Origin of the sequence: Myxococcus dinghuensis (assembly GCF_024198235.1) — a bacterium.
Lineage (GTDB): Bacteria > Myxococcota > Myxococcia > Myxococcales > Myxococcaceae > Myxococcus > Myxococcus dinghuensis.
This window is the reverse complement of sequence record NZ_JAKCFB010000003.1, coordinates 90,181-103,557: the sequence shown is the minus strand read 5'-3', so window position 1 is coordinate 103,557 and position 13,377 is coordinate 90,181. Positions and strand designations below refer to the sequence as shown.

Sequence of the window (13,377 nt, the reverse complement as noted above, 5' to 3'; positions counted from 1 at the left end):
CCTCCACGGCGCCATCCGTCGCGCGTGGCGCGCGTCCGTGGCGCTAGGGTTGCGCGGAGGACTCGTCCACCCGGTCCCTGGGTGGAATGCTGAACGCGCCCACCGGCACGCGACTGTCCGGAATCTCCTGCCCCTCCAGGGTGCGGGCCGTCACGCGGGACTGGTCCCCGCCCTCGTGCCACAGGCCCACCAGCACCTTCCACTCGCCCCGGGTCGCCTGGGGCAGCGCGATGGAGAAGGCGTCCCGCAGCAGCACGCCCCGAGGCGCGTCACCGAAGAACCAAGTCCCGCCCACCACCGAGTGGTCCCCCCCCACGCGGCCCCCGTCGGGCGTCATGACGTGCACGAAGACGCCCACCGAGCGGGGCACGGGGCCCGTCACCCTCCAGTAGAGCACCAGGTGCGCCAGCCCCTCCGCGTCCGGGCCCGGGGGGAGCTGGGTCGCCACCAGCTCCACCGGCACGTCGAAGCGCGCGCTCACGGGGAGGGCGCCCGCGGGGAGCTCGGGCACGGTGAGCGGGGAGCCGTCGGGGTTGCCGAAGCGGGGCGTCGCCACGGGCTCGTGCCACACCTGCGCGACGAGGACTCCGGCGACGAGCGGCACGGCGGCGACCCCCAGCGCGCCGGGGCCCGTCAGGAGCCGCTTGCCGCTCCGCCAGGTGCTCCACGCCACGAAGGCCAGCCCCGCCCACGTCAGCGCCGTCACCAGCGCGCCGCCCAGGCCCGAGCGCGGCACGAAGCGCAGCACCACCTGACGCCTGCCCTCGGGGAGGTGCACGGCGAGCAGCCCGTCGCGCGAGAAGACGTCGCCCTCCGACACCTTCCAGCCGGGGTGCCAGTTCTGGTTGACGAGCAGCACCGCGGGGCGCGTGGTGTCCACGTCCACCGTCACGCGGTTGGGCGTCCACTCCGCGCGGCGCGCGCTGCCCGCGGAGGCGTCCTCCAGGTACTCCTCCTGGGGCAGGTCGCCGCGCAGCTTGTCGGACATGGGCACGGGCCACGCCTCGCCGCAGGCGATGGAGCCGCGGTTGAGGGCGAGGAAGTGGCCCTGCTCCCAGCGGTTGCCGCGCGCCTGGGCGAAGGGCTGGTCGTGCTCGGCGGGCATGGGCACCATCTGCGACCAGCGCGTGAGGTTGTCGAAGGCGCGCCACTCGACGCCCCAGCCCGCGAGCGCCAGGCCACACGCGAGCGCCGCGGCCCACGCCTCCCACGGCCTGCGCCCCGAGCGCGCCAGCAGCACCGCGAGCCCCACCGCCGCCAGCTCCGCGAGGAACAGGCCCGCGGGGACGAGGAAGCGCTCGGGGTAGCGGAACGTCTCGAAGATGGGCAGCGCGCGCAGCCCGGCGAACAGCGACGGGGACGCGGCGTAGCCCGCCGCCATCCACACGCTCAGCCCCGCGACGACGGCGGGGAACAGCGCGCGGCGCTTGCCGAGCACCAGCCCCACGACCACCAACGCGAGCGCGACGGGCGCGAAGAAGAAGTTGCCCCGGTCGCTGTAGCCGCCGCGCGCGGGCAACTGGAGCAGCATCTCCATCAGCGCGGGGAAGGCGTTGCCCGGCGTGCCCGCCATGACGCGCGGAGAGGAGCGCATCGTCTCCACCAGCGGCCACAGCCGGTACGCGCAGGCGCCCAGGGTGAAGAGGGCCGTGGCGCCCAGCGACCACAGCGCCTCCACGCGTCGACGGGTGCCGCGCAGCCCATACAGCGTGCGCCCCGTCTCCAGCGCGACGAACAGCGCGCCCATGGGCACCGGGTAGGTGCCGCCGAAGCCCAGCAGCAGCGCGAACACGGCCGCCACCACCGCCGCGCCGGACACCTTCCCCTCGGCGGAGCGCCGCGCGCCCCACAGGAGCCACGGCATCAGCAGGAAGCCGGCGAAGTTGAGCCAGCCGATGGACCACGCCAGCGCGGTGAAGCTCGTCAGGCCGAACAGCGGCGCGGCGAGGAGGGCGCCCAGGGTGGAGCCCACGCGTCGGCGGGCGTAGCGGAAGAAGCCCTCCATGCCGAGCACGAGGAAGGCCCATAGCACGAGCGGCTCCGCGCGGCGCGCGCCCACCAGGGCGGAGAGCACCATCGTCGGCGCGGAGACGCGCGTCTGGGGGCTGCCCAGCGCGTACTGCCCGCCGCAGGACCAGGGGTTCCACAGCGGGAGCTGGCCGTAGCGCTGGACGGTGCGCGTGCCGGCGTCCTCGTAGGAGTGCAGCAGGTGCGCGTCGCGGAAGTCGTTCATCCCGCCGGCCTGCTCCAGGGGGCGCCAGCACGCGGCGAGCGCGATGAGGCCGAAGAGGGCCAGACGCACGCTGGTGAGGGAGGCGGCGTGGTGGGCGGCGCGGAGCAACCGGGAGGCGGAGGCGGTCATGGAGGGGCGCCGGAGGTCAGTCGTAGAAGGGGCGGGGCTTGCACGGGCTCGCGGTGGCCTTGCGCGGCGGCGACACGGGCGCCGAGTGCAGCTCCGCGTCGACGGCGCCGAACACGTCCGTCACGGGCACGCCCCGCCGGTACGCCTCGCCCAGGACCCACTGCCGCTCGTAGGCGCCGAAGTCGTCGTCCTGGGACCAGTGGTCGCCCGGGAACGAGCGGCGGTTGCGCTCGCGCCAGGCGGGCTCGACGTGCGCGGCGACGCGGCCCAGCTCCACGCGCTCCGCGTCCGACAGGCGCCGCGAGGGCTGGGGGAAGTGCGCGGTGGTGGCGCGGACGACCGCCACCGTGACGCACGCCGCGAACGCGAGCCACCCCGCGAGTGCCACGCGCCGCCAGCGCGCCCGAGTCGTCGTCATCGTCATGGATGGGCCCACCCGCCGCCAGTCGGCGGACTCCTGGGGTGGGCTCTACTCCAACTCCCGGGTGCCGTTCACCCGGATTCCAGGGGCGCTCCGGGTGGGGAGGGGGCCGGCGGAGCGCCCGAGCGGATGTAGGCCTCTCAGGAGCGCTCGCTGTCCTCGGGGTCCGTCTCCAGCTCGTAGGGGTTGGCGAGGAGGCGGTGCGCGCCCTCCATCATCTCCACCACGAGCTGGCCGGCCGGCAGGATGCTCTCGATGCGCGCCATGCTCGCGCCGCTGGCGGGCAGGTCCATCTCGTCCAGGTCGCCCGTGGTGTCGGGTGTGGGGACGAAGGCGCTGAAGCGCGGCATCGCGTACGGCGTGTCGCCGCCTTCGACGCCGGGCACCAGGCGCGTGGCGCCGATGGGCTCCGACGGGGTGGTGGGCGCCCGGTCCTCGCGACCCGCCCACTCGCGCACCACGCGGTTGCGCAGCACGCGTTGGCGCTGACCGGGCCACTCGGGGCCGAAGAGGGTGGTGACGTCGGAGTCGCGCGCGTCGCCCTCCACGAGCCGTTGCTTGTATCCGGGGTGCGCGTACGCCTCCACCGAGGCCACCATGCGCGTGCCCACCCAGACGCCGTCCGCGCCATGGAAGAGGGCGCGCGCGGCGCTGAGTCCGTCCGCGATGCCACCGGCGGCCAGGAGCGGCAGCTCGCCCACGACCTCGCGCAGCTCGCGCACCAGCTTCAGCGTGGGCGTGGTGCTCCGGTTGTGCCCTCCGCCCTGGCGGCCCTGGGCGATGACGCCGTCGATGCCGAGCGCCAGCGCCGCGCGCGCGACCTCCACCGAGGGTACCTGCACCCAGACCTTGGTGCCCGCGGCGCGCAGGTCACGCACCCAGTCCGCGGGCGGGAGGTTCCAGTGGAAAGCCACCACGGGGACGTGGGCCTCGATGCACGCGTCGATGTGCTCTCGCGTGGTGAAGTCGCCCTGGCCCGCGTGGTCGAGGATGAAGTCCACGCCGTAGGGGCGCCGCGTGCCCATTTGGATGTCGCGCAGCCGGGCGCGCAGCGCGGGCGCGGGCTCCGGCGTGGCGCCGAGCATGCCGACGCCACCGGCCTCCGAGACGGCGATGACCAGCGGCGGGAGCGCGACGAACGCCATGCCCGCGCTGACGAACGGGTAGTGCACACCCAGCGCGCGCGTCAGGCGGGTGTGCAGCGTGTTGCCCTCCAGCACGTGGATGGGCGGCCGGCGGGGCGCGTTCGCATCCTCGTCCTCGTGCTCCCCCTCGTTGACGCCGGCCTGGGGGCCGGGAGGCGGAGAGCGTCCGTCGTTCGTTCCGTTCATCGTGGCTCCTCGATGTCGCTGGCTCTCTGGCTTTGCAGAGGTTACCAGCATCCCCGTGAGGATGAGGTCAGGTGCCGTGCGCGTGAGGGTGGGGCAGGGCGCCTGGGAGCCGCTTCCGATGTCGGGTGGTGAGCACCCGGGCAGTCCCTACGTGCCGAGTGACTTCCGCATGTTCCGGTGGGGAATGCCCACTTCGCTGTAGGGCTCGCCGTACACCGCGTATCCCAGCCGCTCGTAGAATGGGATTGCGGGCGCGCGCGCGTGCAGATGCACCTGGCTGAAGCCGCGTCGCCTCAATTCGTCCTCGAGTGCACGCACCAGCCGCGCCCCCAATCCCTGTCCTTGGAGGTGGGTCGCCACCGCCATCTGGAAGAGCCGGCCGCCGTGTGCGTCCTCCGGGTTGAAGAGGACGCAACCCAGCACGGTGTCCGCCTCGTGGGCGACCAGGTGGAGGCTCTGGGCCTCGAAGGGGAAGGCCACCTGCTCGCGGGTGTAGCCCAGCGGCTCGCGCAGGACGCGGAAGCGCAGCTCCAGCTCGCCCGCGTACAGCGGGTGGCCGGGCTGGATGAAGGTGAGCGTCGAGTCCGTCGTCATGGCACGGTGGCTAGAACGAGCCCGTCAACTGGAGCGTGAAGGTGCGGCCGTACTGGGGCACGGGCGCGATGGAGTTCTCCTCGGACACGGGGATGGCGTACTTCGAGTCGAGCAGGTTCTGCACGCCGGCGAAGTAGCGCAGCGGGCCGTAGTCGCCGGAGAGGCCGAAGCCGATGATGAGCGCCTCGCCGCTGTCCGAGCCGCCATCACCGGTGGGGCGCGCGCTCTGGTAGACGGCCTGCGTGGCCAGGCGCATGTCACCGGTGCCGAGCGGCATCAGCAGGCGACCGGAGACCAGGTGCGCGGGAGACGCGGCGGACACGTCCTCCGAGGCGTTGCGCAGCGACACGTACGAGTAGCTCATGTCCACCAGGAGGTAGCGCCCCGGCTGCCAGTGCACACCGGCCTCCGCGCCCCAGGCCAGCGTGGTGCCCGAGTCGTTGACGAAGCGCAGACACTGCGTGTCCTGGCAGTCACTGGAGGGCTCGGCGTCGGCCTGGAGCTGTACCAGCTTGGAGATGCGGTTGTGGTAGCCGGCGATGGTCAGACGCAGCTCGTCCGTCAGGTCGTGTGAGTGCTCCAACTCGAAGGTGGTGATGGTCTCCGGGTCCAAGCTCGTGGGGGGCGCCTGGGTGGTGAAGTCCTCGTAGTAGAGTTCGTAGATATTGGGCGCGCGGAACGCGTTGCCGACCACCAGCTTGGTGAGGCCCGCCTCGTAGGGTCGGGCGATGACGGCGACGCGCGGAGTGAGCGACGTCGTGTCGAGATCGGTGTACCGGTCGAAGCGCAGGCCGACGGACAGGCTCAGCCGGGGATGCAGTCGCCACTCGTCGAGTAGGTAGGCGGACAGCAACGTGCGCGACTGTGTTGTCAGGTCCCAGTCCTTCGCTCTTTGTCGCACGCTGATCTGTCGCTGCAGCTCCATGCCCAGGGTGAGGCGATTGCCCTCGAAGAGGCCGATGCGTGCGCGGAGTTCTCCGCTGGCCCAGTCCGCGTCGCCGACCTCGGAGTTCGAGCCGCCCAGCTCTTCGTTGTAGATGTAGATGCCCTCGTAGCGGCTGATGTCGAAAGAGCCACGCGCGGACAGGCTGAAGCGCTCGTTGAACTCGTGCTCGTAGCGTGCTTCGACGAAGGCGCGCAGGTCCTCCACGCTGTTGCCGTCCGCGCCGATGATGGTGTTGTAGGGCGCGGTGGGCAGCTCCTTGGAGCGCACGTTGAGCTGGGCCTGGAGGGACAGGTCTCCCATGCGCGCGCGCAGCGAGGCGTTGGCGGAGCGCTCCGCGTCGAGTCCGGAGATGAGATAGGTCTCGGTGGGGTTGCGAACCAACCGCGTGGTGTCCGCGCCGGAGGCGGTCAGCGCGGAGGCGCTCACCAGGATGGACCGGTTGCCGTTCTCCCACGCGGCGGTGGCATGGCCCCGGGTGGTGCCCAGCGCGCCGACGGCGGCGGTCACCTCCAGGTGCTTGTCCTCGCCGAGCGACTCGCGCGGCACCACGTTGATGACGGCGAAGAAGGCGCCGGTGCCGTACAGGGCGCTGCCCGGGCCGCGCACCACCTCGATGCGCTCGACCTCCTCCAGGTCCACGCTGAGGTCGTGGGCGGCGTAGCCCTGGCCGGCCCACACGTCGTTGATGGCGTGACCGTCCCAGAGGATGAGGACGCGGGTGTTGAGGTCGCCCGGCGGCGAGAAGCCGCGCACGCCGAGATAGGTATAGGTCCGGTCGTCGGTGACGTAGAAGCCGCGCACGCCGGAGAGGGCCTCGGCGAGCGTGCGCCAGCCGAAGGCGCGCAGCTCCTCTTGCGTGAGGACGGTGGTGGAGGCGGGCGCGTCGTCGACGGCGACCAGGCTCTTGGACGCGGCGCGCACGGGCGGCGGGGCGTAGCGCAGCTCCGCGTGGAGCTTCGCCTCCTGGTCCGCGACGATGGTGACCTTCTGGCGCAGCGGGCGCACCTCGCGGCTCTCCACCTCCAGCGTGTGCTCACCCTCCGGCAGGGTGACGACGGTGGGCGTGAAGCCCGCGGGCTGGCCGTCCACGCGCACGGTGGCGCCGTCGCGGTTGGCGGTCACGATGAGCCGCCCGGTGGGCTTGTCCTGCACGCGCAGGGACACGGCGAGCGGGACGGTGCCGTCGGCGGGCACGTCGACGACGTACTGGCCGGGGGCGTAGCCGGGGGCGCGCACGTAGAGGATGCGCTGGCCGGGAGGCAGGCGGATGCGGCCGGGCAGGCGGGAGATGACGGAGCCGTTGGGCGAGTCACGCACCTCGGCGCCCTCGGGGCTGCCGGTCAGGTCCACGCCGCCGGTGATGAGGAACAGGTCGAAGTTCTGCTCCGTCTCCTTGCCGCGCGCCACGGTGACGGTGGCCTCGGTGGGGCGGAAGCCGTCCTTCTTCACCATGATCTTGTGCCGGCCGGGCGACAGCGCGAGCGTCTGCGGCGAGCGGCCCCGGCTGCCCAGGTCCATGCGGTCCACGTAGACGTCCGCGCCCTTGGGCACGGTGGTGACGCGCACCAGGGCCACCTTGGGGCGCAGCCGGTCCAGCGACCGCGACACCTCCGCCGCGTCGTCGACGGGCAGGTCCTCGGTGAGCAGGTCGTTGTAGTACCGGTACGCCTCGTTGAACTTCCCCAGCGCCTCGAAGCAGCGGGCGATGTTGAAGAGCACGTTGCGGTTGGGCACCAGGCGGTAGCTGGTGAAGTACGAGCGCAGGGCCTCGGTGTACTGACCCTTGGCGTAGGCGTCGTTCCCCAACTCGAAGGCGATGTCCGCCTCGTCGGCGTTGTTGTCCGCGAACGCGGGCGCGGACAGGAGCAGGAGCGATAGGACGAGCAGGCCAGAGCGGTTGGGAAGCATGGGGCGGTGACATTCTTCCCTCTCTGGAATGGCAGGTCCATGGGGGCCTTTGGGTGGGCCGTCAAGTGTCAGACCCCCTGAGTAGGAAGAAGTGGACACGCGGTGTGGGGTGGGGTTCCACTTCGGGAGGCGGCGGACGTGACGGATGGGTGGCAAGACGGAGTCGGAAGGAGTGAGGGAATGGGTGAGGGACCGAAGCGCCCCGCGACGTACGAGGACCTGGTCGCACTGCCGGAGAACATGGTCGGGCAGATTGTCGACGGGGAGCTCATCGCGCTGCCCAGGCCGGCGAGTGCGCACGGCAGGGCCAGTTCCCGCCTGGGCGGCGAGCTGTACGGCGCCTTCGAGCGGGGGCGAGCGGGGCCTGGAGGCTGGGTTTTCATCGACGAGCCGGAGCTGCACTTCGGACGGGATGTCCTGGTGCCGGACCTCGCGGGCTGGCGGTGGGAGCGGATGCCGGAGACGCCGAACGCGCCGTTCTTCACGTTGGCGCCGGACTGGGTCTGCGAGGTGCTCTCGCCGTCCACGACGACGTTGGACCGGGTGCGCAAGAAGCGCATCTATGCCCGGGAAGGCGTGAAGTACGTCTGGTTGATCGACCCAGAAGCGCGGACCCTGGAGGCGTACCTGGGGGACGGGCGCCAGTGGGTGGAGCTGGGGACGTACTCGGGCAACGAGCGCGTGCGGGTGGCGCCCTTCGAGGCGCTGGAGTTGGAGCTGGGGGTGCTGTGGCTGTCGGAGCGGAAGGCGCCCTGAAGCGCGCCTCCCGCTCGACGTGAGCCGTCAGTGCACCACGCGCTGCCCGGAGGACGCGGTGGCGGCTTGCTGCGTGGACGGCTCGCGCATCAGCAGGTCACCCGAGGCCTGGAGCACGCGTGTCGTCGCGCCCTCCGGGTCTCGGAAGAAGTGCGGTGTCCACAGGCGCACGAGCTTCCAGCCCTGGCCCTCGAGGACCGCGGTGCGGAACAGGTCCCACTCCACGCGGTCGGCGGCCTTGGTGTAGCGGGTGCCGTCGCACAGGAGGCCCACGGTGACGTCACCGGGGCGCGTGGGGTGGTGCAGCGCGATGTCCACGCAGAAGCCGTCGTTGCCCCAGTGCACGTCGGAGGACACGTGGTGCTGCCGGGCGAGCCGCGTGGCGAGGGCCTGCGCGAAGGAGGAGCCCATGGTCGTCTCGCGTGCGCGGACCACGGCCTCCCGACGCGGCTGGGTGTCCGAGGTGCTGGCGGTGTTCGAGGCCTCGAGCGCGTCCTGGGCATAGCTCTGGCCGAGCCCCTCCGCGAACTGGAGATAGGCGAAGAGCAGCCAACCGCCGTTGGGCTGGCGGCCGGGCTCGACGGGGGGCAGGGAGGTATAGGCCTCGCGGGGGATGGACGTGACGAGGTGGACCTGCTGGCGGGCGCGGGTGACGAGCACGTTGAGGCGGCGGCCTCCGCCCGCGCTGCCGAGCGGCCCGAAGCGCCGGTAGAAGCGACCCTGCGCGTCGGGTCCGTAGGTGGTGCTGATGATGAGGTGGTCGCGCTCGTCGCCCTGGACGTTCTCCAGGTTCTTGACGAACAGGCCCTCGAAGGAGCCCGAGCCGCGGCGGGTGCGCGCGGTGGCGAGCCGCTGGGCGAAGGTGGCGTCCTCGGCGGCGAGGGTGTCGAGCACGTCGAGGATGGCGTCGCGCTGCGAGAGGTTGAAGCACGCGATGCCGATGGAGGGCGGCTCGGGTTGGGCGAGCAGCTCCTTGACGAGCTGGCCCACGGCGCGCGCCTCGATGAGGTTCACGCGCTTCTCGTAGGTGCCGCCCACGGGGAGCAGGCGCAGCGGCGTGTGGGGCGCCAGGTGCGACGGGTGGGCGGGGATGGCCTGGAGGCGCTTGTCGTAGAAGTGGTCGTTGCTGAAGGCGATGAGGTCCGCGTTCTGCGAGCGGTAGTGCACGTCCAGGTAGCACTGGTCGATGTCGAGGTTGAGCGCGGCGGACAGGAGGTCCTCGACCTCGGCCTGCTGCTCCTCGAAGAGGCCCTGCTCCGTCTCCGCTTCCACCTCCTGGCTCTGCACCACGGCGGACTCGAAGAAGCGCGTGGGTGGCAGCTGCTTCGGGTCACCGGCGATGACCACGCGCTTCGCGCGCGTGAGCACGGGGAGGGCCTCTTCCAGTCGGCACTGGGAGGACTCGTCGAAGATGACGACGTCGAAGATGGGGCGGCGGGGGAAGATCTGCGCCACCGTCTGGGGGCTGGCCATCCAGACGGGCCGCGCGTCGAAGAGCGGGTCTCCGCCCTCGGTGTCCAGGCCGGTGGCGATGACCTGTCGCACGCGCATGGCGCGCTCGCCGCGGAGCATCAGCCGACGGCGCAGCTCGGCGCCCTGGCTGTTGAGCCGGCCACCGGTGCCCGCGAGCAGCCGCTCGCGTTGGCGCTGCGTCCACCGGTGGAGGATGGCGTCGCGCACGAGGCCGCGCTTCTTGTCCTCCAGCACGCGGTAGCGCGCGTGCGCGGCCTGGGCGCGGTCCGCGTCGACGTGCTGGAGCGCGGGGTCTTCGCGCAGGCGCGAGGTCACCTCCGCCGCCAGCGTCGCCTTGAGCGTGGCGACCCAGCCGGTCTCCACGTCCACGCCCTGTCGGGCCAGGGCCTCCACCGCGGTCTCCAACGCGGGCGGCATGCCGGACAGGAGCGAGCGCAGGCGCAGCAGGCCCTCCACGGTGGACAGGCGGGACTGGAGGCCCGTGGCCACGGCGTGGAGTGTCGCGCCCGCGCGCAGCTCGCGGGAGCGGGACGCGAGCCATGCGCTGGAGAACAGGCGCGTCTCGGCGAGGCGCTGCTCCAGCCGGACCACCGCGGCGCCGCGCGGGGCGGACTGGCGCAGGCCCGTGAGCAGCGTCGAGAGGGACTCCTGCGGCCTGGCGAGGGCGGCGCGCACGGCCTCTCGGCACGAGGCGAGCAGGGGCGTCGAGTCCAGCTCGCCGAGCAGCGCGAAGAGGTCGGCGTGCGTGCGCAGCTCCCGTGCGAGGCCCTCATCGGAGAGGGGCGGGGTGTTCGCGGCGCCTGGGGCGAGGGTGGCGCGGTGGTACTCGCCGAGCAGCAGGCGGGCGCGTGCGCCAGTGAGGAATCGGCTGACGCGCTCGGCGGCGAGCGCGCCGAGGGTGAGGCCGAACTGCTGGAGCACCTTGCGAGCGCCAGCCCTGCGGGCGAAGCAGAAGAAGGCGTACCACTTGCTCGCGATGCCGAGGTAGGCGCCCAGCGTGGCGAGCGCGGTGGACAGCGCGCCCAGGGCCTGGGGCTGCTCGCGGTGGATGAGGGCGAGCTCCGTGTCGAGCGGGCCCTCGGAGAGGACCTTCACCTGGGGCGCGAGGCCGTCGAGCTGCGTCCTGGCGGTCTTGACCGACTCGGCGGACGCGGTGGCCCAGCGGGTGAGGACCTCGGGGCTGGCGGCCGCGGTGACGGTGGCGAGCTTCTGGGCGAACGCGGCGCGAGCGGTGCCCTCGGCCTCGGGGTCGGCGCCGAAGGTCGGGATGTCGGAGGCGGCGACGGCGTCCGCGTCGCGGGCGGCCTCGACGGTGGCGCCCACGCGCTCGCGCCAGGTGGCGAGCGGCGTGGCGAGGTAGGTGGCCAGGTCCACGCCCAGCGCGTCGCGCCAGGGGTTGTCGGGGTAGCCCTCCTTGATGCCGCGCTCCAGGACCTCGCGCACCTCGCGCTCGCGCGGCGTGACGTCGGAGAGGCGCGCGGAGGCGAGGGACGCGGTGGTGGGCGTGAGCGCGGCGGGCGTGTCGAGGACGAGCCACTGGCCGACGAGTTCGTGGAAGGACGGCGCGGTGCCGCCCTCGGGGCGCTCGGCGAGGGCGCGCTCGGAGGTGGTCAGCTCGTCGTGGAGGGATTGGAGCTCGGTGTCCACGCGGGCCAGCTCGGAGGTCACCGCCGCGTCGGTGCGGGACTCGGGCAGCGCGTCGAGCTGCTCGCGGATGCCCATGTACAGGTCGCGCTGGTCGCGCTGGGCGTCGTGGACGACGGCGCACAGGTCGCCGAGGCCCAGGTGGTCCAGGCGGTGCTTCACCACGTCGAGCGCGGTGCGCTTGTCGCAGACGAAGAGCACGCGCTCTCCGCGCGCGAGGTGGTCGCCGATGGCGTTGGCGATGGTCTGCGACTTGCCGGTGCCCGGGGGGCCGTGGACGACGAGGCCCCGGCTCTGGCGGGCCAGCCGCACCGCGCGGGCCTGGCACGGGTCGGCGATGGTGACGAGGCGCTCCTCGGCGGCGTGCTTGAGGCCCTCGAGGTTCCGCTCGCCACCGGTGTGCGTGGACTGGCCGAGCGAGACGTCCACTCGGAGGAAGCTCTCCAGCGGGCCGGAGATGGCTTCACCGTCCACGAGGGCGCGCATGTCGTCCACGAGGCTCTGGTTGGACAGGGGGTACAGGCCGAGCACGGCGCACGGGAGGATGGCGGGCTTCGCGGCGTCGTCATCGTTGCGCGGCACGGCGACGAGCGGGGTCTCCGGGGTGAAGGGGGCGGGGGCGGTGAGGTCGAGCGCCCTGGCGACGGCGGCGACCAGCTCGTTCAGCTCGCGCCACGGCTCGGCGCCCGTCTCGTCCGCGAACAGCTCGCCGAAGCGCTGGCCGGTCTGTTGTTCGAGCCACGCGAGCAGGGCGGTGTTGGGGGCGACGCGGTCGACGCCGTCCTCGGAGCCCTCCAGCTCGATGCTCGGGGCGCGGCCCTTCTTGACGGTGATGCGGACGGGGACGAAGGCGATGGGGGCGAGGACGCGGCGCGTGTTGAAGCCGCGCTTGTCCTTGGCGCCGGGCGGCAGGTGCAGCAGCGGGAAGCCGACGTGGAGCACGTGGGCGCCGGTGTCCTGCTCGAAGGTGCGCGCGTCGTCGACGATGGTGGCGAGCTTGCGGAGCAGCGCCTGCTGCTCCTCCTCGGCGCGACTCTTGGGCGAGCGCGGCGCGTCCTCGTCGTCCTCTTCGTCCGTGACGGTGGGGGCCTGGGTGTCGACCGAGGGCGGCTTCACGGCGAGGCGGACCTCGGCCTTCTCGCCGAGCAGGCCGGCCAGCACTGTATGGGGAGGGGTGCCGTCCAGACGGCTCAGCGTGGCCAGGTCCAGGCGCTGACGGCTGTGATGGGGGCGGCAGTTGAGGCTCGGCCCGGAGGCGAGCGCGGCATAGAGCCGCTCGAGCATCTTCTCGAGGACGCGGTTGCGGGGCTCGGACGACACGGCGTGACCTCACGACGGGAGGGAGGCCGTTCCTCTATCACGGGCCCGGGGGGGTGGGGCTCAGGTGGACAAGGCCTGGGCGAGGGCGCGCGCGGCGGTTTCCAGCTCCTCGGCCGGCCGGTGGTCGGCGGGGGGCGCGTCGAACGCGGCGCGACCCCACAGGCGGGTCGGCGTGTCACGGAAGCGCGGCATGAGGTGCAGGTGGAAGTGGCGGAGCACGTCGCCAATGGCAAACGCGTACGCATGCTCCGCGCCCAGCGCGTCGCGTTGAGCGCGCATGACCCGGGCGGCGAACGGGCCCAGCTCGCGCGCGGCGGCTTCGTCCATGTCGTACCAGCCGCGCACATGGCGCTCACTGGAGATGACCACCCAGCCGGGGACCGGGCTCGGCCCCGCCACGCCGTGCAGGACGAGGCCCGGGGCCCGCGCCAGGACGCCGCCGACCGGGCGATGCGCGCCGCTCACGATGGCGCAGCCGAGACATGGGTCATTCACATCCATCATCCGGTCACCGTATCAGCCACGAGAGTGGAGGGATGTGTCTCATGACACCCTTCCGTGAAGATCTGGGTCGGAGTCGACCCGCTGCTGCCCTGGAATGAGAGAGTGGGAGTGCGGGGTG

At 72.6% G+C, this 13,377-nt stretch carries 8 protein-coding genes; 1 reads left to right on the top strand and 7 read right to left on the bottom strand.

Annotation, left to right across the window (positions count from 1 at the left end):
* Positions 1 to 43: 43 nt before the first annotated feature.
* From LZ198_RS05325 to LZ198_RS05305, 5 genes are all read right to left on the bottom strand, one after another.
* Complete coding sequence (locus LZ198_RS05325; RefSeq protein ID WP_253970785.1) at positions 44 to 2,362, bottom strand: hypothetical protein; 2,319 nt, start codon at positions 2,360 to 2,362, stop codon at positions 44 to 46.
* 16 nt (positions 2,363 to 2,378) lie between these two features.
* Positions 2,379 to 2,786 (bottom strand): hypothetical protein, encoded by a 408-nt coding sequence (locus LZ198_RS05320; protein ID WP_253970784.1) that lies wholly within the window; start codon positions 2,784 to 2,786, stop codon positions 2,379 to 2,381.
* A 137-nt stretch (positions 2,787 to 2,923) separates the two neighbouring features.
* Positions 2,924 to 4,114 (bottom strand): NAD(P)H-dependent flavin oxidoreductase, encoded by a 1,191-nt coding sequence (locus LZ198_RS05315; RefSeq protein WP_253970783.1) that lies wholly within the window; start codon positions 4,112 to 4,114, stop codon positions 2,924 to 2,926.
* A 147-nt stretch (positions 4,115 to 4,261) separates the two neighbouring features.
* Positions 4,262 to 4,708 (bottom strand): GNAT family N-acetyltransferase, encoded by a 447-nt coding sequence (locus LZ198_RS05310; protein WP_253970782.1) that lies wholly within the window; start codon positions 4,706 to 4,708, stop codon positions 4,262 to 4,264.
* Between the two features lie 10 nt (positions 4,709 to 4,718).
* Complete coding sequence (locus LZ198_RS05305) at positions 4,719 to 7,562, bottom strand: TonB-dependent receptor domain-containing protein (protein WP_253970781.1); 2,844 nt, start codon at positions 7,560 to 7,562, stop codon at positions 4,719 to 4,721.
* 180 nt (positions 7,563 to 7,742) lie between these two features.
* Here LZ198_RS05305 and LZ198_RS05300 point away from each other — a divergent pair, with 180 nt between their 5' ends.
* Complete coding sequence (locus LZ198_RS05300) at positions 7,743 to 8,318, top strand: Uma2 family endonuclease (protein WP_253970780.1); 576 nt, start codon at positions 7,743 to 7,745, stop codon at positions 8,316 to 8,318.
* Between the two features lie 27 nt (positions 8,319 to 8,345).
* Here the strand turns inward: LZ198_RS05300 and LZ198_RS05295 are convergent, their stop codons facing one another.
* Entirely contained in the window at positions 8,346 to 12,755 is a 4,410-nt protein-coding gene (locus tag LZ198_RS05295) for an AAA domain-containing protein (RefSeq protein WP_253970779.1), read from the bottom strand.
* A gap of 60 nt (positions 12,756 to 12,815) precedes the next feature.
* On the bottom strand, positions 12,816 to 13,259 hold the full coding sequence (locus LZ198_RS05290; RefSeq protein ID WP_253970778.1) for an HIT family protein: 444 nt from the start codon (positions 13,257 to 13,259) through the stop codon (positions 12,816 to 12,818).
* Between the last annotated feature and the right edge of the window lie 118 nt (positions 13,260 to 13,377).

Coding starts and splice junctions, on each gene's coding strand:
- LZ198_RS05325 (WP_253970785.1), bottom strand. CDS start 2,362: ATGACCGCCTCCGCCTCCCGGTTGCTCCGCGCCGCCCACCACGCCGCC.
- LZ198_RS05320 (WP_253970784.1), bottom strand. CDS start 2,786: ATGACGATGACGACGACTCGGGCGCGCTGGCGGCGCGTGGCACTCGCG.
- LZ198_RS05315 (WP_253970783.1), bottom strand. CDS start 4,114: ATGAACGGAACGAACGACGGACGCTCTCCGCCTCCCGGCCCCCAGGCC.
- LZ198_RS05310 (WP_253970782.1), bottom strand. CDS start 4,708: ATGACGACGGACTCGACGCTCACCTTCATCCAGCCCGGCCACCCGCTG.
- LZ198_RS05305 (WP_253970781.1), bottom strand. CDS start 7,562: ATGCTTCCCAACCGCTCTGGCCTGCTCGTCCTATCGCTCCTGCTCCTG.
- LZ198_RS05300 (WP_253970780.1), top strand. CDS start 7,743: ATGGGTGAGGGACCGAAGCGCCCCGCGACGTACGAGGACCTGGTCGCA.
- LZ198_RS05290 (WP_253970778.1), bottom strand. CDS start 13,259: ATGATGGATGTGAATGACCCATGTCTCGGCTGCGCCATCGTGAGCGGC.